This is a genomic window from Vibrio sp. B183, assembly GCF_000740665.1.
Lineage (GTDB): Bacteria > Pseudomonadota > Gammaproteobacteria > Enterobacterales > Vibrionaceae > Vibrio > Vibrio coralliilyticus.
Genome location: NZ_JPQB01000015.1, coordinates 400,664 through 421,970 on the forward strand (window position 1 = coordinate 400,664; position 21,307 = coordinate 421,970).

A 21,307-nucleotide genomic window follows, 5' to 3' on the forward strand; every position below is an offset into this window, starting at 1 on the left:
GTAACGTTGCTCACACCTTAATGCGGCGTTAATAAGCTTGCTGTAAACGAATAGTGCTTTATGGCAAGTAGTTGGTCATGTGCTTTTGGTTTAGCCGTTGAGTTCTAGCTTGCACGTGCGCTTTGGGTTCGTCGTTTCTTTGGTGTAATGCCATTTGAATTCTTCGATAGCGCTAATATGCCAGCAACCGACATCACTCTCAGAAGTTCGTCGTTGTGGCAGTTAACTGTCCGTAACTTCAGTGGGTGGCTCGTCCTTTGTAACCTTAGGTTTGGCGTTTGCTGTCATTTGTTCTCTGGAAATCAAAGTGGGTCAGCAGCCAGTAAAGGTTTGGTTGGTTTGTGGTGTTGGATTTAGTGGTTTGTTTGGCTCTAGAGCGCGCCGAAAGTACTTTATTAACAATGTGTTCAAGCTGGATTCTCAACGCTCGGCAGTTTTGGTTGCAAATTATGTGCAGTGTTTAAGGTGGCTTTATTAAGTGTGGTGGTGCGTTGCTCACCACTTAACACGTCGTTAGCAAATTTATTCGATATCTAACTCACATGGAGGAGAAGTAAGTGGAAACAGATAGAGATTCGATTATCGAATCGCATAGGCTTGCAAGCCCGGGTCTTCGGTATTTAGGACAAATCATTGATGGTGCAATAAGTGCCGCAATATTCATTTTCTTTCTTTGGCTCGGTACATTAATTGGTTTATCCCAAGACTCATCTGGCTTAATCGCCTTTTCTGCCGCTGCTTTTTATTTCCTACTTTCTGATGGTTTCGCAAAAGGTCAAAGCCTTGGTAAGAAGCTACTAGGTATCTCAGTTATAGACTCAGTTACAGGAAAAAGTTGTAGTTTTCCTCAGTCGTTTTTCCGCAATGTTTTGACACCAATAATCGGCATGATTGACGCGATCTTTATTCTAGGTAAAAGAAGGCAGAGATTAGGTGACAAACTTGCGAAAACAATCGTTGTAGTAAATTAGCTAACAAACTGTTTAAGAGTGATTCGCAACGCGTGGCATTCTTACCATGCGTTGGTTTAAGTTATTAAGGTTGTATGCGGGAGCTTCGGTATTGCGTTGCTCACACCTTAACAGGGCGTTATGTTTTAAGGTTGGATATGAACGTTGGTATCGAAGATTGTGAGCTTACATACAAAGCGAGTTTGCTAATATTTGAGGAATTGTTGCGTTTAAGCGTTGATAACTTTTCCGTTCAATTCAACTCGTCTATTGATAGAGGTTGCGATCGCCAACAAAAGCGGTTCAAGGAAAGTATTTCCGAATTTTACCTGGGGGTATTCACTAAAGAAGTTTGTTTTTTTAGTTACAACACAAATTGTTTTCGAGAAACGTCTAAGCACTATAAATTTAATCGAGACTCCATACATATTATCAGCCGTTCAATGGGAAGAGGGTTGATGTGCTTTAAGTCAGATCTTGAATGGGGAATAAGTGAGTGGCAGTTTTATTCGGGCAATAAGCTAATAGCAGGTGCAAATGTTAAGGATGATTATTTCTATATTTATGGTGTTTCTCAACGTTTTATCGATAGATTATCAACATTAAAAGTCCCCGTTATTTATCAAACATAACAAGGCGTTTAAGAGGGATTCTCAACGCTGGGAATTTTAGGTTTGATTCAGCTGAAGTGTTTACGGCACAATGGCTTAGGTTAGGTGGTGGCGTTGTTCACCCCTTAACGCGGCGTTATGACTAGGAGGAATAATTGAGTTTAGTAGACTTTTTAAAAGAAATAGATGAATCAGTGAAAACTGTAAATTCATCAAATTTTGATGTGGAAATTGTTGAAACCGACTATGTGCCTTCATTTTCAGATTCTTCAATTACTTATGAAAATCATGATACTAAGAAAAAAAAGTGTAAGCGTCTCGAAAGCTGTGTGTTATATGTAGATATTCGTAATTCGGCAAAAATTAGCGCATCGAAGAGACCTAAAACACTAGCAAAAGTCTATTCAAGTTTTGTCAGTTCTATGCTTTCTTGTGCTCGGTATTATGGAGGGCACGTAAGAAATATCATAGGTGATAGAGTAATGGTCGTATTTGATAAACAAGATTGTTATACAAATGCTGTTGACACTGCAATATTGATGAACACTGTTTGTAAGCATATTTTGAATAAAAGAATTTCTTCCTTTGAATTTAGCGCAGGCATTGGAATAGACCATGGAGAAATGCTTATAACTAAATCTGGATCTATCAAGCAAGGTGATGAAAAAGAGTTTTATAGAACGCTTGTTTGGCTAGGTAAACCAGCAAATGTTGCATCTAGGTTGACTGACTTAGCAAATAAAGAAGTATACACTTCCGAGCAAGGGGTTAAAGAGGGACTTTATTTTCCATTGACTGATGTATGGCACTGGCAAAATAGAACGTATGAAGACTTTTTAAACAGTTTAGAAAAAACATTTACTCAAAAGTTAATACACAAAGAACAATACTTTTCATCTTTTTATTTAACAACTATTAACCAGAAGACTACGGTGAATAGCCCGATATTGATGACTGAAAAAGTATACAACGGATTCAAAGCTGTAAGACCAAACTCTGACATAGTAAAGAATGGTTGGTTTTCAGAGAAAACATTAGATGTTCGAGATTATCAAGGTAAAGTCTTTGGTGGTGACGTAATTAAGACGGCGGTAAATGATATATGAAAGGTGAATCAATAGATGAGCTTCTAGATGGGCACTTAAAGGTGACGATTGATTGGTTAAAATTCGCTGAAGCCAAAAATGGTGTGCTAATAGGTGTTGGTAGTGCTTCAATGTTTGGTATTTTTAGAGTCTTGAACTCTTTCACATCAATGAATATATACATTCAATACTATTTATATTTCTTGCTGTTTTGTATCTCAGGTTCTGTGCTAATTTCTCTGTTGTCTTTTATTCCAAGGCTTAAGCCACCATTTTGGCTAAAATTTGGTGAAAAGGAAGACGGTGATAATCCATTTTTCTTCGGGGATATTTGTAAACACTCTAAGACAAGCTATTTAAATCTATTGGTTGAAAGTGGTGTTAAAAGCAGAAATAGTAAGTTAGATTTGGCTCTCTGCGAGCAAGTCGTAAATAACTCTAAAATTGCAACTATCAAGTTTAAAATGTTTTCAAGTGCTATTTATTGGTTTATTGCAGGGCTAATTACACCCATTGGTTTGCTTATGGTAGTCGCGTTTAGAGACTAGTCATAACCAAGCGTTTAAGACGGACTCTCAACGCTCAGCATCTTTAGTTCAAATTGGCTTCGGTGTTTAGGGTGTAATTTTTAGGTTGGGTGGTTGCGTTGTTCGCCACTTAACGCGGCGTTATGTGATTGAGGAAGAAATGACTGAAGTTCTCGATATTATTGATAAGGCAATTAAAAGACTTGTGGCTCCAGCAGCAATGCTTGTGGCTGCTGAATTGCTAAGCCGTGGCATGGATAAAGCTGATGCAAATCCAGTGTTGATTAAGTTTACAATGGCTGTGTTAGCGCTTTGGGCTCTCGGTTATATGGTGTTTTCAGCGAAAGAAGCGATGCAAGCGTTCGATGAAGCAAATATAGGCAAGTATAAGAATGCATTGCTAAGCACATCATTTTTAATAGTTTATTTTGTTCTTGCTGCCGCGGCTATTCGATTGGGGTTTGACAAAATCACATAACAATCTGTTTAAGAGTGATTCGCAACGCTTGGCACTTTTGCTATGCGTTGCGTTTTGTGTTTAAGGTGGTATGCGGGAGCTTCGGTATTGCGTTGTTCACACCTTAACAGGGCGTTATGTATATTGGGAGTTTAAATGTTAGTTTGGGATGAAATAGATGTATTGACAGTCCTAGAGGTTATTCCTGAGCAAGAAGTAGATGGAATCTGGCATAAATACACTGTAGAAAAAGGGGGTATACAGCTTTCTATTACGGTGTATCAATATGATGGCGACGTGCGATTTGAACTTATTAATTGTCCCAATCAATCTACTCTATTTTCAATGAGACTAATTGGTTGTGAGGGAGTAATCAGGAAACTGGATTCAACAGGTGAGTACCTAGAGTTTGCTCCTGCGAAAAGTTTTGGCAGTAGGTACGATGGAATATCACCAATTCCTTATGGAGTAAGGGTATCCGTGAATCCAAATATTAATATCTCACTATACGGTTGATATACATAACAAGCAATTTAAGAGGGATTCGCAACGCTTGGCACTTTTGCTTCTACTTCAGTTTTAGTGGTTACGGTACAATGCTTTAGGTTGGGTGGTCGCGTTGTTCACCCCTTAATTGGGCGTTATGCGACCCAGAAATAGGAGTTTCGAGTGGAAGAAATAATTGATCAGTTAGTTGCTCAGGGCTATGAAGTCTCTGGTAGCAATTCAAGTATTCGAGTGAAAATGGGGGCATTAACGGGTAAGGCGATTATTCGGAAAAGTGCCTATTCAAATACTTTTGTGGTGTCTACTCATACTTGGACTCAGCTTATCGCTTTGACGCTGGCACTTTTTTCAATTCTATCGTCGCTTTTTAGTCAGTGGGGACAGCCAGAGTTAAGTGGCGCAATGTGGTTTAGTTTTTCGGTTGGCATTCCCGTAGTGATAATGGGTTTTGTATCCGCAATTATTGCTGAAATTCATTTGCAGCCTGTACGCCAGGTCGTAAGAATGGCAAATTCAAAGCTATCATCACCAGTCGCATAACAATCTGTTCAAGAGGGATTCGCAACGCGTGGCATTTTTACTATGCGTTGGTTTTAGTGTTTAAGGCGGTATGCGGCGACTTCGGTATTGCGTTGCTCACCCTTTAACAGGGCGTTATGGTGCAGCAAGATTTAGTTCTTATTTTGTTTGTTGGTTCAGCTTTCGCTGCGAGCTTCATGGCCATTCTTATGTGTCGATTAGGCTCAATATCTTTATCTCTGGTGAAAAGCCGCTTTGAGTTTTTCATGACGGCTAATCTGCCGTTTACATCTGGCTCCCAAGTAAAATTTGTATTGCGGCAATTAGCTGGAACGTGGCTTCAGTGGGGCGGCCCTTCTTGGTTTTAGTTGGCTGTATCATTGTTGCTAGGTTTAATCTTTAGGCTTCATTTGGGTTGCTGCATACTGGTTTGTTGGGGTTTGTGATTGCAAAGCGCTCATGCGTTGCGGTGATTGTAGTGGTTGCCTTAGGTTTCCATAACCAAGCGTTCAATCGGACAACCAACGCTTGGCAGTTTTGGCTCACAGTTTAGTTTTTGTGTTTATGGCACAATGGTTTAAGTTGGTGGCAGCGTTGCTTTCCCATTAACGCGGCGTTATACGCAAAGGCGAGAAATGGACAAATTCGAAATTCGTGATGATGAAAATGGGGTAGGTAAGGTCTTAATCTTAAAGGGCTCTTGGTCAGATCATGTCTTAAATTACATGCTTTCTAACAACATCAAGGCTCTTCGATTGGCTAACTCATTGGGTTTCAAAGAACGAGACATTTCGTTCATATCAAAACTTACTTTTTTAAAAAGTTTGGAGATATATGTTTGGGATGCAACTGGGTTGAAGAGTATTGAATCTTTACCACAGTTGGAAGTAGTAGGACTTCAATGCAAAAGCCAACAAAAAATAGATTTTTCGAACTTTTCCGATTTGAAGGTTTTTTTAGCTACTTGGTCTAAAGGTCTAAGTTCAGTGCTTACCCTCAATAAAGTCAGGAAGTTAAATATCCAGAATTACCCAAATCAGAACCTAGAGTCGCTAAGTGGTATGAAAAACTTAGAACAGTTGTACCTTACTTCGAGAAAGCTAGAAAACCTTGATGGAATAGAGCGCCTATCTAAGTTGAAGTTGCTGGATCTCTATAACTGCCCACTTCTATCTTCTTTGAATGGCACAGAAAAATGCCCCAAATTAAAGAGTATCGAGATTGAAGCGTGTAATCGAGTTTGCGTATAACAAGGCGTTTAAGACGGATTCACAACGCTTGGCATTTTCAGTTCGAATCGGCTTTAGTGTTTACGGCACAATAGTTTAGGTATGGTGGTAGCGTTGCTCACCACTTAACGCGGCGTTAGCCGTCAGAGTATGGAGGTATCGATGGGTGAAATTACGAAAACGTATAAATTGTCTACAGATGAAGAAGAAAAACAGCGTTTATATTGCAAAGAGTGCTCTGGACTTACACTACACTCAATTGTGTCATCCTTTGATGAGGATGGAAGTGAAGACTGTGGAGGTGGTAACTCAGTTGATTGGCATTGCAAGAATCAGACAATTCAGTGTTTAGGCTGCCAGACAGTCTCTTTTCGAACTGTTTCAACTTTTTCTGAAGATGTTGAATATGACCATGAAGGTCCGTATCACCCTGAAACTATTAAGTATTATCCAGGACGCGTGGAAGGGGTTAAATCTTTAGAATCACACTTGCTTCCCTATACTGTTCAACAAATATACAAAGAAACGGTTTTATCGTTAGAAAATGATCAATTTATCCTAGCGGGTATTGGTATTCGAGCAATTGTTGAAACCATCTGTAAAGATCTCCAAGCTGAAGGTCGCGATCTATACCGAAAAATAAACACTTTAAAAACTAGATCAATTGTCACTAAAGAAGGTGCTGATACATTGCATAAGCTAAGGGTGTTAGGGAACTCTGCAGCGCACGAAGTGAAAGCACATGATTCAAGGCAGCTAGAACTGGCCCTGCAAATTATTGAGCATATGCTTGAAGGAACATACATCATTCCGGCACGTGTTGAGAACGTATTTCCAAAAGACGGCTAACAAACTGTTTAAGAGTGATTCGCAACGCGTGGCATTTTTACCATGCGTTGGTTTTTAGTGTTTAAGGTGGTATGCGGGAGCTTCGGTATAGCGTTGCTCACACCTTAACAGGGCGTTATGTTTTACGAGGAAATATCTGAATGAATCAAGCAGAAGTAATTTCGAAAGTTATTGAATTATCAGGTGGCGTTGAACAACTAAGGATAAATTCAGACCGCTCGATACAGGAAATAAACTCTAAATGGCATCAGCATACAGAGATAATCGGTAGAGTACTTCGCGCTCATTTGTTCGTTGAGCACTATATGGCAGGCTACTTAGTGTCTTGTTCATTATCACCTTCTCGGAAAAAAGCTGACAAGCTAACCTTCGCACAAAAGGTAGATCTTGTAGAGAAAGCAAACGAACCACAGTTGGAAGAGTTCATTGCTGGAATCAGATGTCTAAATCGTATTCGAAACAACATTGCTCATAACCTAGCTATAGAATTAACTTTAGACTCGATAAAAGATATAGCTGAGACAAAGTTATTTGTAGCGCTTAGAAGCGAATTGGCAAAGCCTAATGAGCCATGTTCCCAACCTATTTCTGTGATTGAAAGCTTTTCAAAGCACGTAGGGGTGGTTTTTGATTCAATTTCAGACCCTAACTCACTATCAAAGATCTTTGCTAAAGCTCTTGCTGAACAACAAACATAACAAAGCGTTTAAGACTGATTCCCAACGCTCGGCATTTTCGGTTTGATTCAGCTTTAGTGTTTACGGCACAATGGTTTAGGTAGGGTGGTCTGCGTTGCTCACCACTTAACGCGGCGTTATGTTTACTTGTATTTCAAAGGCTTAAGTATCTTAGGCTTTAGTTCTTTGTCCCTCTGGCAATTCGTCCCTAGTAGACTCAGCAAATCCGCATTGTCGGCCTAAATTCTTGAATCACTTAGGCCGTAAAACATGCCAATGTTCGTGGGTTGCTTCATTGTCAGGTCGTGGCGGTCGGTTTCAGGTTTAACTGGCTCAAAGTCGCTTTAAGGTTCTAAGCCAATTAGCATTTCAGCTTGGCAGTTGCCTCGGCAATTTGCCATTGTTTTGCGCTTTGGTTGGAAAGAGAGGGCGCTTGTTGAAAGGTAGTCGGGGTGCCTCTTTGGGCAGGGAAGTGGATTTACTTGTTTTGGGTTGGTCGCCTTTGGTGTTCAAGCTTGTTTCTACCTTGTGGTTTTGCTCAGAAAGCTAGTTAAGAATAGCAGTTCTTTATCAAGTAAATCATGGGGTTGTAGATAAACATAACAAAGCATTCAAGAGGGATTCTCAACGCTTGGCAGTTTTCACTCTAGGTCAGGTTAAGTGTTTTATGGCACAATGTTTTAGTTGGGTGGTCGCGTTGTTCACCCCTTAATGCGGCGTTATGAAGCAAGGAGGCGTTTACATGATCAAAAAGGTTGGTAATACGGAAATTTTACCCAAGCATAAGGCAACTTGTCATTGTGGTTCAGTGGTTTTAGAGCTGTCGTTGCCTAATGGAATCGAAAACCCAAGAAGGTGTGACTGTTCAATTTGCAGAAGAAAGGGCGCTATTGTGGGTTCAGTTGACCTCAGTGGTATCGAAATCATCAAAGGTAAAGAGTTTCTCAAACTTTATCAGTTCAATACGAATACAGCGAAACACTACTTCTGTTCAAATTGCGGCATCTACACACACCATCAGAGGCGCTCAAATCCTCACGAGTATGGTTTTAACATCGGTTGCTTGGAAGGTGTCAACCCGTTTGACCTTGGTGAAGTTATAACTAACGATGGGGTAAATCACCCATCCGATAGAAAAGCTTCATAACAATGCATTTAAGAGCGATTCCGTAACGTGTGCCAGTTTTCGCTTCGCTCAAAGTTTGGCACACGTTACTCCACGCCTTAATGCGGCGTTATACGCTTAGCAGAAATAAATATTAATGGTGGTACAAAATGAGTTCAAATTGTACGTTGTGTGGTGACATGATCACACAAGATAATGATACGAAAGAGCATATCATTCCTAATGCAATAGGGGGCCGCAAGAAAGTCACAGGCTTCATTTGTAACACCTGCAATAACAAATCTGGTGATACGTGGGAAAATGAACTAGCAAAACAGTTAAACCCATTGAGTCTATTTTTTAGAATCTCAAGAGAAAGAGGCAATGCTCCTCGTCAAAAATTCAGCATGACCGATGGTAACGAAATTTTCCTTGAGCATGATGGACGCATGACTCTACCAAAACCCCAATATCAAGAAAATATTGTAGGTGATCAAGTTCAAATTTCTATTCAAGCTAGAACAGTGCAAGAAGCCAAAGGGATGCTTAAAGGTGTTCAAAGAAAATATCCAAAGGCAAATGTTGACACCCTTTTAGATAATGCTCAAGTTAAGTCTACGTATAGCCCTGAAATGATAGAGTTCAAGTTAAGTTTTGGAGGTACAGATGCTGGGCGTTCTATTGTAAAGTCTGCATTAGCAGTAGTTAGTGACGTAGGGCAGCCAACGGCATCGTGTCAAAATGCTATCGCATACCTGACAGATCCCAACGCAGAAGCTTGTTTTGGGTATTACTATATTCAAGATCTTATTCTTAATCGACCATCAGGTGTGCCTTTACACTGCGTTGCAGTGCAAGGTGATCAGAAAACAGGTCTGATTACGTTTTATGCAGAATATTTTGGTGTTCAAAGGGTCGTCGGTTGCCTTGGGCAAGAATATCAAGGCGATCCATTTACTCACCAATATGCAATTGATCCCGTCTCTGGTGAGGAATTAGATTTAGAAGTTCAATTAGACCTTTCAATTACTGAAATACAAGCTGCTTATGATTATAAAGCAATTCCTAATGGGTCTATTGAAAACGTAATGTCATCAATAATTCCAGTTCATTTGGAGTTGCACTCAGATCAGGAAAGAACACGAGTTATTGATCTTGCATTACAAAAAGCGCTTGAGGAAGCTGGGATTAAAGAAGGGGAACAGATTCTACCGGAACATATAGGGAAGTTGTCATCAGTTTTTACAGAAGAAGTTTTGCCGCTTATGATACATCAGATGGGAATAGGCAAGCGTTAGTACGCGTATAACAAACAATTTAAGAGTGATTCAGCACGCTTGGCATTTTTGGTTTGGGTTAAGTTCAGTGATTATGGTGGTCAAATTAAGTACCGTGGTAGCGTGCTTCACACCTTAATTGGGCGTTATGTGCACAGGAGGTATTAGTGGAAGATAAAGATATTATTACGTTAGGAATATCGATCGTAGCTGTGTTGATTTCATGTTTTACACTCTATCTTTCGCATTTTCGCCGCCCCACAAAAGGTGTACTAACGCTATGTAGTCATTATTTTTGTCAGTCTACAGATGAGAACGGTTTTGCTCGAATACTGACATATACATTTAGTAATACAGGTCAACAGGAACTCTTTGTTAAAGACACCTCAGTGTTATTGGGAGCTTCTCCTCTTGGTCCATTAAGACACGATTCGGTTTATCTCAATATCGATATTTATGACAAGGAGCGATATATTGTTAAACCTGGTCAGATTAAAGTATTCACTATCAGATATGATCTCGATTTTCCACTACCACCAGATTTAGATCGTACGGTCGATAAATATACGATCGTATCGTTAGAGGTTATCTCAGCGAATGGCTCTCGTTATGAAGTATCACATAATATTTCAGACATAGGTCCGACATTGCCTGGAATAAAAGACAAATTATGGAAAGGTGCAATGTTAGGAAAGTGCACATAACAAGCAATTTAAGAGGGATTCACAACGCTTGGCATTTTTGCTTCTACTTCAAATTTAGTGTTTATGGCACAATGCCTTAGGTTTGGGTGAAGGCGTTGTTCACCCCTTAATTGAGCGTTAGGCTAATTCAATTTGTTTTAATGCTAGTTGATAAAGTGAATCCGACGTTTTTCAATGTAGCATCAGAAATAGTCTATATTTTATTGAAATTCATTGACTGACAATTGTACTAATACATGTTTGGAATAAATAAAGATAATCACGATTTATTGTCATTGGCTGTCGCCGCTGTCGCCGTATTGCTTTCTCAGTTTCAACCAATTTATAAATATTTTGATGACTACGATTTGGAGCCTAGGTCTATAAATTATATGCAGATATTGCCCCATCCATATAATGGGATAACACTAAACGTTCCTATAACCTTTGGGAATAGTGGGGAAGTGAAAGGGGCAATTCATGATGTATATGCTTTTGTAACCCAAAAAAAATCATCAGATTCTTTTGTGTATAGGGCTTCTGATATAAAACTGCCGAAAAAAGGTCAAATGATGTTCAATGAATGGTATGAATTTTACCCTCAATCAATTGAACCTGATGATATATGGAGCAAGACATTACGTTTTTCAAAAGTTAGCTTCAGTGACAGTTGGTATTCGCTAATTAATAAGACTAGAGTTGATATACGTGCTGACAATGAAATATGGTGTGAAGATAACTATCCAGCTTGCCTTGAACAAAACGGTTTGATGTATATCCCTCCCAAAAAGTTTACAACCCCTGTCGTAGATGGAGTAATACAAGAGCATAGTTGGATCTCAGAAGGCTCAGTTAAGGTAGTTTTGTTGTATATCATTGGTGGTGTTAAGCCGAATGAAGAAGTTTGCCAAGAATACCATGCTAAAATAGACGAATTTGATTTAAGCGTCTTGTATGAGGAAGTTGAATTTGCAGTTAATGGCTCGGCTAGCTTGTCCTTTGATACAATTCGCCCTCCCGTTAAGACGTCATTTATTCGAAATTGTAATTCTTCTACCATAAAGCACGCAAAGGCAATATTAAGTAATCTCTAGTCGTTGAGAAATAAGCCTAACAAACAATTTAAGAGGGATTCCCAACGCTTGGCATTTTTGCTTCTACTTCAAATTTTGTGTTTATGGCACAATGCTTTAAGTTTGAGTGGTGGCGTTGCTCACCCCTTAATTGGGCGTTATATGCTTGGAAGAATCTGTAAGGAAGCAGGTGTTCAATGGTGGATAAAATTACATTTTTCACAAGGCTAGAGCGCCAGATCCTTTCTGGTAAAAAGACTGCAACGATTAGGGATAAATCTGAAAGCCATTATTATCAAGGGCAGGTTGTTGAAGCACTTACTCACGAAGATGGGCGGAAAATTTGTAGACTAGAAATTGTCGGTGTTGAGCATGTGAACTTTGATAAGCTCAATAGAAAGCATGCAAAAGCAGAAAACCTTCCATTTGTCTTCATGCTCAAATGGATTTTGCGAAAGATATACCCAACAGAAAAGAGCTTGTGTTTTATAAGCTTCAAAGTCTTTGATTAACAAGTTTGCAAGTTATGAAACCCCTTGAGTCACGCATATAACAAGCAATTTAAGAGGGATTCACAACGCTTGGCACTTTTGCTTATACTTCAAATTTAGTGTTTATGGCACAATGCTTTAGGTGTGGGTGGAGGCGTTGTTCACCCCTTAATTGGGCGTTATATGCCATGGAGATTTAAAAATGTATCCTAATTCAATAAATAAGAATATGGTTGGAGAGTACCCAGCAAGCACTAAATCAGGTGGTGGGTATTTTTATGATCAAGTTCTAGAATACCGGGTTTGGTGTCGGCCGTGGCAAGGTGCCCCCGACGAATTTGATGGAGAAATATACTATTACGCATTTCACACTTATGAAGAGGCTCTTGAGTTTTCAAGTAATACTGAAGGTTCTGAAAAACCGTTGGTTTTAGTTAAACAACTTGAGTGGATCGATGAACCTGAAACAGGGAAGTTCATTCACAAAACGGGAGAACGTGTAACTGAATGGGTTGTGGAATGGTTAGTTGGTAGTAAGCGCCAAGAGAATACAATTGCTGATTTTATTGCCCAAAATGGCATATAACAAACTGTTTAAGACGGACTATCAACGCTCGGCAATTTTGGTTCTAGTTTGGTAAAGTGTTTACGGTGGCTAGTTTAAGTAGCATGGGCTGCGTTGCTAGCCACTTAGCAGGGCGTTAGCTGTTTCTCTACAAGGATGTAAAATTGAACGAAGATATACTTTTTAGAAATTCTATTTCAAACATTATCGGTTTAACTGGCTTTCTTTGCATTATTGGATGCTTTTATTTTCACGTTCCAATATTATTATGGATTGGCTTTGTACTCGTTTTTGTGGCATGGATAACTCAAGTGGGGATGAGGTTTTGTGATTTTTGCGGTAAGCGTCTTGAATATGCCAGACAGCAATTCAAATTAGATGATTTATTTTCTTGCTCAACATGTGAACGTAAAATTCGAACAGGTAAGATATCTATAGATAACCCTGAATATAAGCTTTATCAATTAGAGCAAAGAGAAAAAACAGCTAACAAGTAACTAAAGCGGGACAAATAAAGCTTGGCTTTTGTCGCTGCGCTCAAAATTATAGCCAAGCTAATTATTTGCCCCTTAGTTGGGCGTTATAAGGTATTTGATGATAGAGCTTACAGATAAGGTTATTGGTCCAAAATACAGAATTCTTAATCCGATTCTTGAGTTGCTCTTGGAAAGTGGGAATGAAGTCTTTACTGACTATACGTGGAGCTCTAATCCTACTGGTTATCTTTGTATTTTAAAAAAGCCAATAGACTTTGATTTAATTGAAAGCCGATTTGTATTGCCAAAAAGCATTCATTTAAATAAGCGACTTGGTGAAGTGGATTATGGGTTAGGTACAGTAATCATTCGCTGTGAGTAACCTTATAACAAATTGTTTAAGAGTGATTCGGCACGCTTGGCATTTTTACTATGCGTTAGTTTTAGTGGTTAAGGTATTATGCGGATGCTTAGGTATTGCATGCCTCACACCTTAACAAGGCGTTATGCATATTAGAGAGAATAATGGACTCATACACGAGCGAATGTAAAAGGTTGTCTATCAATGCACGAGCTGCAATTGGTCTGCTTATCTTTGAGCGTTTCTGTGTTCTTCATGGTTTAGAACTTCATGATAATCAGGAGTTTTTAGAGCACTTATGGGATTGGTTTCTCGTTGATGGTTCAGACGAATTCGAGCCTTGGGAATCTAAACGACCCACTTTAGTAAATTGTGGGCTAGGTGATGAATTTCCTGAGGATTTACAGCTTTCCCTCGCTCAAAACGGTATCGGCGAGAGTCAGTTTAGGACTATTGTCGGTGGCGTAACCGATATTTTATGGGGTAGTTTTTGGGGAGCGGCTGAAAACGAACAATCAATGGCTGCACTTGAAAGTGTCATTTCAGCTAGTGGCATAGAACAACTGCCGGTTTTAACACCGTTCAAGTTCTCATTGTTCTCACAAAACGAAGGTTGGGGTGACAAAGTCACACCTCAAGATTTGGAGTTTTGGCGCACCTGTGTGAAATATGCATAACAAATTGTTCAAGAGTGATTCGGCACGCGTGGCATTTTTACTATGCGTCAAGTTTAGTGGTTAAGGTGGTATGCGTAGGCTTCGGTATTGTGTGCCTCACACCTTAACAAGGCGTTATACATCATTTAGATATCGAGGAATTATGGAATACGGTGCTATTACAGTTGATACTTCAATTTTTGATCAAAAAGGTTTATTGCTAGAATCTGGGCTACTCAATGCTTTAGTACAGTTTAACAATAAGCCTGCAAAACTCGTATTATCAGAGATTGTCATTAGAGAAGTAAACGCTCATCTCATCAAAAAAGTTAATGATTCATATGCACAATTAGATAAAAGTTTAAACAATGCTAAAAAGCACATCTTTGGGAATGTTCAAGACATTTCAATAGATCGAATTGATGGAGAGGTTGTAGCTAAAGAGCGTTTAGAAAGCTACGTTAATAACACTGGGGCAGTTCTCATTTCGGCGAGCAATGGCGTTGACCTTAATCATTTGATAAAGCTCTACTTTAACAATGAGCCTCCATTTGCTGAAGCAGGCAAGAAAAAAGTGAATTCCCAGACGCAATTGCTTTGTTAAGCCTTGAAGCTTGGGCGATCGAAAATAAAACTCGAATTTTAGCTGTTACCACTGATAAAGATTGGGCTAATTTCGCAGAGAATTCAGATTATATCGACGTTTTGGAAGACTTAGCTCAGGCTATTTCAAAGTTTGAACCAAATGAAAAAACGTTCGACTTTACAAAGCGTCTTTCACTAGCTATGTCATCTGGAGAAGCTCAGGATATTGTTGAGCTCATTACCGATCGCGTTGCTGATGCTGTATCTGAGCAATACTTGTATGCTGAAGCAGAGTCTGCATTCTATTGGGATTCTCACGATTTTCAGGCAGAGTTTTCCGATATTGAATTCATCACAGATGATGAGGGAGCTATCTTACTTAACCCCATTCAAAGTCAAGACAACCATGTGGTTTTTGAAGTTAAAGCAAATATTGCAGCAACGGCAATGTCCTCGTTTACTTTGAGTGTTCATGACTCTATCGATGGCGACTCTGTAAAACTCGGTGAAGTTTTTTCTGAATCAGACTTAAATTTTGAAACTGGTATTTTGTTTACGATAAATGGTAGTTGGGATGGAGAACTTAGTGCGCTAGATGTTGACGATGTGGAAGTTCTAAGTTTTCCTAAGTCTGTTGACTTTGGCTACCTTGAGCCTGATGTATAACAATCTGTTTAAGAGTGATTCGCAACGCGTGGCATTTTTACTATGCATTGCTTTTAGTGTTTAAGGTGGTATGCGGCGGCATCGGTATTGCGTTGCTCACACCTTAACAGGGCGTTAGGGCGCTTTGTAGAACTACGGAAAATAACAAGAAAGGAATTCGTGGAAATGATACGTAATTTTTACACTTGCGATAAGGAAGTGGACGAAAACAGCCATGATGGGAAAGGCTCAATAGACATCTATCGTGCGTTCAGGCGTAAAGATTTCGATGGTGCATGGGATTTCGCTATTCGTGTCATTATGCCGCCGGGAAGTTCTATGGGCGAGCATACTCATGGAGACGATGAAGAAATGTATATCATTTTGAAAGGTGAAAGCACTATGAGCATTGAAGGTAAGGAAAGAAAAGTGACTTCAGGGGATATGATAGTTAATAGACGCTTTGGCACACATGGTTTGGTTAATACATCAAGCAATGAAATAGAGCTGTTAATAATTCAAGCAAGTTTAAAATAATCGCCATAACAAAGCGTTCAATCGGACAACCAACGCTTGGCAGTTTTAGCTCACAGTTTGGCATTAGTGTTTATCTCACAAGCGTTTAAGTATGTGGTAGCGTTGTCTGCCCATTAACGCGGCGTTATGTGGTATATGGAAATGCATGAGTATTACAAGTTGAAGATTAGAGTGGCTGAAATTCTAGTTGAGGAAGGGTACAAAGAAGTAAAACCAGATACCGACATAGACTATTGTGGCTCCATACACAGTATTTATGCCTCAAGCGATTCTAGGTTTATGATTCAGTGGGATGGTGAGGAACGTTTTGGATCGGTTGAGATCTGGGAAGGCGATAGTTGGAAAATGTTAGAGCCTATAGTTCCTGAAGGTTCTGCTCAAATCTTTGACAATAACCTTGCAGCTCTGTGCTTGAATGTAGAAAGCCACCTTGGACCTACCACATAACAAAGCATTTAAGAGTGATTCCCAACGCCTAGCATTCTTCATTCCATCGTTGGGTTTTGTGTTTATGGTGGTAAGGTTAAGTTTTGTGGTAGCGTTACTCACACCTTAATGCGGCGTTATAACTCTATGGAGAGAGTAGTAATATGAGAAGTTTAATAGTTATTTCGATGAGCGCCTTCACTTTAATAGGGTGTGCGTCGAAAGGTGAAGTTGCAAAAGCAGAGTTTGAATCAGTCTTAAAGGATTCTGGGTATTTTCATTGTCCATATGAGGACATGAGAGTTCAAGATGGAGAATATGTTAAATATATCGCGTATACCGCTTTAATATTTGATAAACCAACTCACGAGTTAGCAGTACTTCGTTTATCCGAGCCGTCGACTAAAGGTTACTTTGAAAAGTCGAACATAACAGATGCGTTCACAAGCGGTTACTCTGTGAGAGGTGATAAAAGCAAAGGCTTCAGGGTTAACTATTACAGAAACACTTCAAAGATGAACCTGGACTACGTCTTTCGAATGTCAGGGACTGGAGAAGCTGAAGGCTGCGAGTTCATCGAAAAATAGCGTTATAACGAGCAATTTAAGAGGGATTCACAACGCTTGGCACTTTTGTTTCTACTTCAAGTTTAGTGTTTATGGCACAATGCGTTAGGTTGGGTGGAGGCGTTGTTCACCCCTTAATTGGGCGTTATATTGCTAGAGGGCTATCTATGGAACCGATAGAAGCATATTCACTATACATTCTTGGTAAGCTTTCAAGTGACAAAATAGTTATTTTGGCTAACTCGTGGCTAGAGAAAGGATTGTTTACCGACTCTCTAAATGACATCTATTGGGAAGACTCTCCGATCATGGCTGATGTTGGGCCAAGGTTCGAGAAGGCTATCGAAGAGTTAAACATAAACAAAATGAGCCGTTTTGAAGCGGCGAATAAATTAATAGAATTAACTCTTACTCGAATCATTAACTCCGAGCTTGAGCCTGATGTTGGTGCAACATTTTTGTATTATGACGTGCACCATGTAATAAATGATGAGTATCCTGACAAAGAGTTTATGGGAGATAGCTTGGGGTTGGAGCATATTTTCTGCTGGCTTAGAGAAATTTGGGATTGCAGAGATGGATCAAGGATTCTTTATCATACAGATTTATCTAGAAAGGATGCAGAAGCTAAATTTAACGAGCATTTAATTGAAGAAGCTCAAAAATGGTTAGCAACAGCAATATAACAAAGGCATCAAGGGTGACGCGCTACACTCGGCGGTTTTGGTTTGGAGTTCAGTGGGCTTGGTGGCTTAGTCGTGGCGCACCTTATGCCCGGCGTTATGCTTTTGGGAGAGAAAAATGGATATCAAACTTGGCATTGCGATAGTTTCTTCTATTACAGCGATAATTCTGGCTATTTTGAATTATCGGCTAGGTCGAAGAAGCAACAAAAGCTCAAAGAAAACGGAAGTTAGAGCTCAATCATATATAGACTATTTACGTGCTGTTGCTGAACTCGCTCAAATCCAAGATGATAGTCAACGTTGCGAAAAGTTAGCGCAGCTTGCAGATGCCAAGGCAAGAATTGCAGTATACGGTGACAAATTAGTAGTGAAAGCCCTTGCACAACACGATCGCTCTCACAAGGTGTTAAATAGTGAGGAGTCCTTTAGTTCCTTTATGTTAGTGGTAGCTGAAATGCGTAAAGATGCATTGGCAAAATCACTTAATGTTGACTTAGATGATTTGAAACAAATCTTGTTCGGCACTAGTTGAAGTACAAGCATAACAAAGCATTTAAGAGTGATTCTCAACGCATGGCATTTTTCATTCCATCGTTGGGTTTCGTGTTTACGGTGGTATGGTTAAGTTTCGTGGTAGCGTTGCTCACACCTTAATGCGGCGTTATGGTGCAGCAAAGCTTAGTTCTTATTTGGCTTGTTGGTTCAGCGTTCGCTGCTAGTTTCATGGGCATTCTTACATTTCCACTAGGTTCAAAATTTCAACCTCTGGTGAAAAGCCGCTTTGGGTATTTTACTAAGGCTAATCTGCCGTTTGCATCTATTTCCAAAGTGAAACTGGTACAGCGGCAATTAGCTGATTCTTGGCTTCAATGGGGCGGCCCTTCTCTGTTTCAATTGGCCGTATCGTTGTTGTTAGGTTTCTTCTTTAGGCTTTTTGGGGTTGCTGCATGAGGTTTGTTGGGTTTTGTGGTTACAAAGAGCTGCAGTTGTGCGGTGAGCGTAATGGTTGCTTCAACCTTCCATAACCAAGCGTTCAATCGGACAACCAACGCTTGGCAGTTTTGGCTCACGGTTTGGTTTTTGTGTTTATGGCACAATGGCTTAAGTTTTGTGGCAACGTTGCTTGCCCATTAACGCGGCGTTAGCTTTCAATAACAAATTATCAATAACAAGGAGTCATTTGGCAGTGGGTGATGTAATCGAAGTAGTAGGAGGGTGCGTTGAAAATACAGGGGTAACAACCTTTGATGACGCACAGCTAGATCTATATTTTAAAATTCATCAAAAGGTGAATCAAAAAAGCGAAGAAATTTCTAAGTCATATAAGAATAATATACTTGTCGAATTTAGCGATATTGAAGAGCTCCATGAGAAAATAGTTCAATCGATCCGATCAGCTAAACCTCAAAAAGGATCGATTATAATGCGTGTCATGGTCAGTCATCATGAGGGTGAAGCTGAGCGCTTTAAATCATTTGAAGATTTCAAAAACCATAATATTACAAGTCCAAACCCTACATCTGAAATAGCGCTTATGTATCAGTTTTCTATTCATGACCCTGAGTCTGGGGAAATTGAAAGCTACAAGGTAGCAGCAAATGTGAAGTCGAGGGTTGGTGAGCTACATCAAATTGAGCAAGAAGCACCTGCGTTTATATCTTCGGCGATCATTTCTAGCATGGTCACTACCACAGCTAGAATAAAAGTTGAATACAGCGATTATGTAAAGGCACGCCATTTCGTTGCTATGTTTGATGAGTGGATAAAAGGGTGTGATGAATCTAAAGAATTGAAGTTTATTGCTCCTTTAAAGAGAGTCTCTCATTTAATATCCAGATTTGGGCACTTGGTCATCATTGCTCTATTAGGTCTGTTTGTATCTCAATCAATCGATATTGGCAGTATGAAATCTGATGAGTTGGTTCAATTTATTGTTCTGTACGGTTCAGTGTTTTTCGTTATCAGTTCTCTGTCGGAACTTTGTTTTAGAAAACTAGAACATGCAATAGATAGCTATCTTGCCTTGTCTTATCTAAAAATCAATAAGGGTGACGGTAAGCTAATAAAGTCCTTTAAGGATAGAAATAAAAAATCAATCCTGTGGTCTATTTTGGGAGCTGTAGGTGGCTTATGTATGGGGCTAGCTTCAAGTGCAGCGTACGACTTCATTAAGTTAGTCATCGAAAAAAGCTAACAAAGCATTTAAGAGTGATTCGCAACGCTTGGCATTTTCGCTTCGCTCAAGTATAGCCAAGCGTCGCTCACACCTTAATGCGGCGTTATGGTGCAGCAAGGTTTGGTTCTTATTTGGCTTGTTGGCTCAACGTTCGCTGTGAGTTTCATGGCCATGCTCACATGTCCACTTGGTTCCAAATTTTTATCTCTGGTGAAAAGCCGCTTTGAGTGTTCCATGAATGCTAATCTGCCGTTTGCATCTATTTACCAAGTGAAATTAGTACAGCGGCAATTAGCTGAATCTTGGCTCCAGTGGGGCGGCCCTTTTTTGTATCAATTGGCCGTATCGTTGCTGTTAGGTTTCTTCTTTGGGCTTCATGTGGTTGCTGCATAGTGGTTTATGGGGTTTCGTGGCCGTAATGAGCTTACGCTTTGCGGTGAGTACATTGATTGTCTTAGGTTTCCATAACCAAGCGTTTAATCGGACAACCAACGCTTGGCAGTTTTGGTTCACAGTTTGGCATTAGTGTTTATGTCACAATGGGTTAAGTTTGTGGTAGCGTTGCTTGCCCATTAACGCGGCGTTAGGGCTCCCCGTAGATTTTGAGCTATATATTAATGCTGTACTTAAAAGGACAAGCATTATGTTTAATAAATTATGGTCAGTACCTTTTGTTCTACTTTCTGCAAATTTGTATGCAGACACAGAAGGAAAAATAAGAGCAGTAATCAACCCTGATGGCATTATCGACTATGTATACGAGTCTCTAGAAACCCCAACTCAAATAGCAAGTAGTAAAGTACTAAGCTCAAAAGACATAGCTGATTACGCTGGCTTGAGCGGCAACCAGCTTACGTCCTATGAGATTATTGGGGGGAGTAACGAAACCTTGGGTTTTTATATAGGTGCTTCAAAAGAAGATGCAGAGCCAGTCTCTTTAGCTCTATCTGAAGGACTCAAAGTAAAGTCTATTCCTTTTGATGCGATTCGTTCGAACTCAGCAGACTTCTATAAATTTAACACGGATACTGGTGCTTTAGACGGCGTTTTTCTACCATCAGAACCATCTCAAAAGAACATAGAGATTAGCCAGCTTATGCCAATAAACTGGAGCGCAACTAAATTGACAGGTTTTACACATGACAAGCCCGTCAAATCCTATAAACCTGTTCAAAAAGATGATTTCATAGCTTCAGTACGAGAATCGATGCTAGAGCAAGCAATAGAATTAGCTTGTAAATCTCGTGTGATTCCAAAGGATATTTCAGTGAGTGCAAGTATTGGTGCATCGATAGCGTTTATAGTCGGTGGTGAGGGTAACATTGCATTTCAAGCGACATGGGAAACTGAGCAACTTTGTAAATTAAAGCCCTAACAAACTGTTTAAGAGTGATTCGCAACGCGTGGCATTTTCACTATGCGTTGCGTTTAATGCTTAAGGCGGTATGCGGCAGCTTTGGTATTGCGTTGCTCACACCTTAACAGGGCGTTATGGTGCAGCAAGATTTAGTTCTTATTTGGCTTGTTGGTTCAGCTTTCGCTGTACGTTTCTAGGTACCTCTTGCTTGCTCACTTGGTTCAAAGTTTT

29 protein-coding genes are annotated in these 21,307 nt (G+C 39.8%); all 29 read left to right on the forward strand.

Annotation, left to right across the window (positions count from 1 at the left end; translation table 11 throughout):
• Positions 1 to 557: 557 nt before the first annotated feature.
• Positions 558 to 971: an RDD family protein gene (locus tag IX95_RS18145; protein WP_038162647.1), complete on the forward strand. Its 414-nt coding sequence runs from the start codon at positions 558 to 560 to the stop codon at positions 969 to 971.
• Positions 972 to 1,108: 137 nt separating this feature from the next.
• Positions 1,109 to 1,582, forward strand: coding sequence for a hypothetical protein (locus IX95_RS18150; protein WP_038162652.1), 474 nt, complete (start codon positions 1,109 to 1,111; stop codon positions 1,580 to 1,582).
• Positions 1,583 to 1,716: 134 nt separating this feature from the next.
• Entirely contained in the window at positions 1,717 to 2,667 is a 951-nt protein-coding gene (locus IX95_RS18155) for an adenylate/guanylate cyclase domain-containing protein (RefSeq protein WP_038162653.1), read from the forward strand.
• Positions 2,664 to 3,194 (forward strand): Pycsar system effector family protein, encoded by a 531-nt coding sequence (locus IX95_RS18160; protein ID WP_038162656.1) that lies wholly within the window; start codon positions 2,664 to 2,666, stop codon positions 3,192 to 3,194. Before IX95_RS18155 ends, IX95_RS18160 begins: the two co-directional genes overlap by 4 nt.
• A 139-nt stretch (positions 3,195 to 3,333) precedes the next feature.
• Positions 3,334 to 3,651 (forward strand): hypothetical protein, encoded by a 318-nt coding sequence (locus tag IX95_RS18165; protein ID WP_038162658.1) that lies wholly within the window; start codon positions 3,334 to 3,336, stop codon positions 3,649 to 3,651.
• Between the two features lie 135 nt (positions 3,652 to 3,786).
• The gene (locus tag IX95_RS18170) at positions 3,787 to 4,146 is read left to right on the forward strand and encodes a hypothetical protein (RefSeq protein WP_038162660.1); all 360 of its coding nucleotides are present in this window, start codon (positions 3,787 to 3,789) and stop codon (positions 4,144 to 4,146) included.
• Positions 4,147 to 4,299: 153 nt separating this feature from the next.
• Entirely contained in the window at positions 4,300 to 4,677 is a 378-nt protein-coding gene (locus IX95_RS18175; RefSeq protein WP_038162662.1) for a hypothetical protein, read from the forward strand.
• A gap of 614 nt (positions 4,678 to 5,291) precedes the next feature.
• Positions 5,292 to 5,906 (forward strand): hypothetical protein, encoded by a 615-nt coding sequence (locus IX95_RS26555; protein WP_038162667.1) that lies wholly within the window; start codon positions 5,292 to 5,294, stop codon positions 5,904 to 5,906.
• A 141-nt stretch (positions 5,907 to 6,047) separates the two neighbouring features.
• Positions 6,048 to 6,734: a DUF4145 domain-containing protein gene (locus IX95_RS18190; protein ID WP_038162669.1), complete on the forward strand. Its 687-nt coding sequence runs from the start codon at positions 6,048 to 6,050 to the stop codon at positions 6,732 to 6,734.
• Positions 6,735 to 6,874: 140 nt separating this feature from the next.
• Positions 6,875 to 7,432 carry a hypothetical protein gene (locus IX95_RS18195; RefSeq protein WP_038162672.1) on the forward strand — a complete coding sequence of 186 codons (558 nt, stop codon included), beginning with the start codon at positions 6,875 to 6,877 and terminating at the stop codon, positions 7,430 to 7,432.
• 724 nt (positions 7,433 to 8,156) lie between these two features.
• The gene (locus IX95_RS18200; protein ID WP_200876949.1) at positions 8,157 to 8,558 is read left to right on the forward strand and encodes a GFA family protein; all 402 of its coding nucleotides are present in this window, start codon (positions 8,157 to 8,159) and stop codon (positions 8,556 to 8,558) included.
• Positions 8,559 to 8,686: 128 nt separating this feature from the next.
• Positions 8,687 to 9,814 carry an HNH endonuclease gene (locus tag IX95_RS18205; RefSeq protein ID WP_081885452.1) on the forward strand — a complete coding sequence of 376 codons (1,128 nt, stop codon included), beginning with the start codon at positions 8,687 to 8,689 and terminating at the stop codon, positions 9,812 to 9,814.
• 146 nt (positions 9,815 to 9,960) lie between these two features.
• Positions 9,961 to 10,497: a hypothetical protein gene (locus IX95_RS18210; RefSeq protein WP_038162679.1), complete on the forward strand. Its 537-nt coding sequence runs from the start codon at positions 9,961 to 9,963 to the stop codon at positions 10,495 to 10,497.
• Positions 10,498 to 10,733: 236 nt separating this feature from the next.
• Positions 10,734 to 11,570: a hypothetical protein gene (locus IX95_RS18215; RefSeq protein WP_038162682.1), complete on the forward strand. Its 837-nt coding sequence runs from the start codon at positions 10,734 to 10,736 to the stop codon at positions 11,568 to 11,570.
• Positions 11,571 to 11,746: 176 nt separating this feature from the next.
• Positions 11,747 to 12,061 carry a N(4)-acetylcytidine aminohydrolase gene (yqfB, locus tag IX95_RS18220; protein WP_038162683.1) on the forward strand — a complete coding sequence of 105 codons (315 nt, stop codon included), beginning with the start codon at positions 11,747 to 11,749 and terminating at the stop codon, positions 12,059 to 12,061.
• A 181-nt stretch (positions 12,062 to 12,242) separates the two neighbouring features.
• Positions 12,243 to 12,626, forward strand: coding sequence for a hypothetical protein (locus tag IX95_RS18225; protein ID WP_038162685.1), 384 nt, complete (start codon positions 12,243 to 12,245; stop codon positions 12,624 to 12,626).
• Between the two features lie 143 nt (positions 12,627 to 12,769).
• Positions 12,770 to 13,102 (forward strand): hypothetical protein, encoded by a 333-nt coding sequence (locus IX95_RS18230; RefSeq protein ID WP_038162688.1) that lies wholly within the window; start codon positions 12,770 to 12,772, stop codon positions 13,100 to 13,102.
• A 97-nt stretch (positions 13,103 to 13,199) separates the two neighbouring features.
• Positions 13,200 to 13,463, forward strand: a complete 264-nt coding sequence (locus tag IX95_RS18235) for a hypothetical protein (RefSeq protein WP_038162691.1) — start codon at positions 13,200 to 13,202, stop codon at positions 13,461 to 13,463.
• A gap of 143 nt (positions 13,464 to 13,606) precedes the next feature.
• Entirely contained in the window at positions 13,607 to 14,119 is a 513-nt protein-coding gene (locus IX95_RS18240) for a hypothetical protein (protein WP_009705227.1), read from the forward strand.
• 142 nt (positions 14,120 to 14,261) lie between these two features.
• Positions 14,262 to 14,702, forward strand: coding sequence for a PIN domain-containing protein (locus tag IX95_RS18245; protein WP_038162701.1), 441 nt, complete (start codon positions 14,262 to 14,264; stop codon positions 14,700 to 14,702).
• A complete protein-coding gene (locus tag IX95_RS18250; RefSeq protein ID WP_038162705.1) occupies positions 14,696 to 15,349 on the forward strand; it encodes a hypothetical protein in 654 nt (217 codons plus the stop codon). Before IX95_RS18245 ends, IX95_RS18250 begins: the two co-directional genes overlap by 7 nt.
• A 165-nt stretch (positions 15,350 to 15,514) precedes the next feature.
• Positions 15,515 to 15,865: a cupin domain-containing protein gene (locus IX95_RS18255; RefSeq protein WP_038162710.1), complete on the forward strand. Its 351-nt coding sequence runs from the start codon at positions 15,515 to 15,517 to the stop codon at positions 15,863 to 15,865.
• Positions 15,866 to 15,991: 126 nt separating this feature from the next.
• A complete protein-coding gene (locus IX95_RS18260) occupies positions 15,992 to 16,312 on the forward strand; it encodes a hypothetical protein (RefSeq protein ID WP_038162712.1) in 321 nt (106 codons plus the stop codon).
• 712 nt (positions 16,313 to 17,024) lie between these two features.
• Entirely contained in the window at positions 17,025 to 17,543 is a 519-nt protein-coding gene (locus IX95_RS18270; protein ID WP_038162718.1) for a hypothetical protein, read from the forward strand.
• A 115-nt stretch (positions 17,544 to 17,658) separates the two neighbouring features.
• Positions 17,659 to 18,075 carry a hypothetical protein gene (locus IX95_RS18275; RefSeq protein WP_038162721.1) on the forward strand — a complete coding sequence of 139 codons (417 nt, stop codon included), beginning with the start codon at positions 17,659 to 17,661 and terminating at the stop codon, positions 18,073 to 18,075.
• 131 nt (positions 18,076 to 18,206) lie between these two features.
• Positions 18,207 to 18,494 carry a hypothetical protein gene (locus IX95_RS18280; RefSeq protein ID WP_038162724.1) on the forward strand — a complete coding sequence of 96 codons (288 nt, stop codon included), beginning with the start codon at positions 18,207 to 18,209 and terminating at the stop codon, positions 18,492 to 18,494.
• 235 nt (positions 18,495 to 18,729) lie between these two features.
• Entirely contained in the window at positions 18,730 to 19,737 is a 1,008-nt protein-coding gene (locus tag IX95_RS18285) for a hypothetical protein (RefSeq protein WP_038162727.1), read from the forward strand.
• Positions 19,738 to 19,824: 87 nt separating this feature from the next.
• Complete coding sequence (locus IX95_RS18290) at positions 19,825 to 20,112, forward strand: hypothetical protein (protein ID WP_038162730.1); 288 nt, start codon at positions 19,825 to 19,827, stop codon at positions 20,110 to 20,112.
• A 250-nt stretch (positions 20,113 to 20,362) separates the two neighbouring features.
• Complete coding sequence (locus tag IX95_RS18295) at positions 20,363 to 21,094, forward strand: hypothetical protein (protein ID WP_038162734.1); 732 nt, start codon at positions 20,363 to 20,365, stop codon at positions 21,092 to 21,094.
• Positions 21,095 to 21,307 lie beyond the last annotated feature (213 nt).

Coding starts and splice junctions, on each gene's coding strand:
- IX95_RS18165 (WP_038162658.1), top strand. CDS start 3,334: ATGACTGAAGTTCTCGATATTATTGATAAGGCAATTAAAAGACTTGTG.
- yqfB (WP_038162683.1), top strand. CDS start 11,747: ATGGTGGATAAAATTACATTTTTCACAAGGCTAGAGCGCCAGATCCTT.
- IX95_RS18295 (WP_038162734.1), top strand. CDS start 20,363: ATGTTTAATAAATTATGGTCAGTACCTTTTGTTCTACTTTCTGCAAAT.
- IX95_RS18190 (WP_038162669.1), top strand. CDS start 6,048: ATGGGTGAAATTACGAAAACGTATAAATTGTCTACAGATGAAGAAGAA.
- IX95_RS18290 (WP_038162730.1), top strand. CDS start 19,825: ATGGTGCAGCAAGGTTTGGTTCTTATTTGGCTTGTTGGCTCAACGTTC.
- IX95_RS18260 (WP_038162712.1), top strand. CDS start 15,992: ATGTGGTATATGGAAATGCATGAGTATTACAAGTTGAAGATTAGAGTG.
- IX95_RS18225 (WP_038162685.1), top strand. CDS start 12,243: ATGTATCCTAATTCAATAAATAAGAATATGGTTGGAGAGTACCCAGCA.
- IX95_RS26555 (WP_038162667.1), top strand. CDS start 5,292: ATGGACAAATTCGAAATTCGTGATGATGAAAATGGGGTAGGTAAGGTC.
- IX95_RS18245 (WP_038162701.1), top strand. CDS start 14,262: ATGGAATACGGTGCTATTACAGTTGATACTTCAATTTTTGATCAAAAA.
- IX95_RS18160 (WP_038162656.1), top strand. CDS start 2,664: ATGAAAGGTGAATCAATAGATGAGCTTCTAGATGGGCACTTAAAGGTG.
- IX95_RS18150 (WP_038162652.1), top strand. CDS start 1,109: ATGAACGTTGGTATCGAAGATTGTGAGCTTACATACAAAGCGAGTTTG.
- IX95_RS18170 (WP_038162660.1), top strand. CDS start 3,787: ATGTTAGTTTGGGATGAAATAGATGTATTGACAGTCCTAGAGGTTATT.
- IX95_RS18255 (WP_038162710.1), top strand. CDS start 15,515: ATGATACGTAATTTTTACACTTGCGATAAGGAAGTGGACGAAAACAGC.
- IX95_RS18195 (WP_038162672.1), top strand. CDS start 6,875: ATGAATCAAGCAGAAGTAATTTCGAAAGTTATTGAATTATCAGGTGGC.
- IX95_RS18270 (WP_038162718.1), top strand. CDS start 17,025: ATGGAACCGATAGAAGCATATTCACTATACATTCTTGGTAAGCTTTCA.
- IX95_RS18205 (WP_081885452.1), top strand. CDS start 8,687: ATGAGTTCAAATTGTACGTTGTGTGGTGACATGATCACACAAGATAAT.
- IX95_RS18275 (WP_038162721.1), top strand. CDS start 17,659: ATGGATATCAAACTTGGCATTGCGATAGTTTCTTCTATTACAGCGATA.
- IX95_RS18235 (WP_038162691.1), top strand. CDS start 13,200: ATGATAGAGCTTACAGATAAGGTTATTGGTCCAAAATACAGAATTCTT.
- IX95_RS18280 (WP_038162724.1), top strand. CDS start 18,207: ATGGTGCAGCAAAGCTTAGTTCTTATTTGGCTTGTTGGTTCAGCGTTC.
- IX95_RS18240 (WP_009705227.1), top strand. CDS start 13,607: ATGGACTCATACACGAGCGAATGTAAAAGGTTGTCTATCAATGCACGA.
- IX95_RS18215 (WP_038162682.1), top strand. CDS start 10,734: ATGTTTGGAATAAATAAAGATAATCACGATTTATTGTCATTGGCTGTC.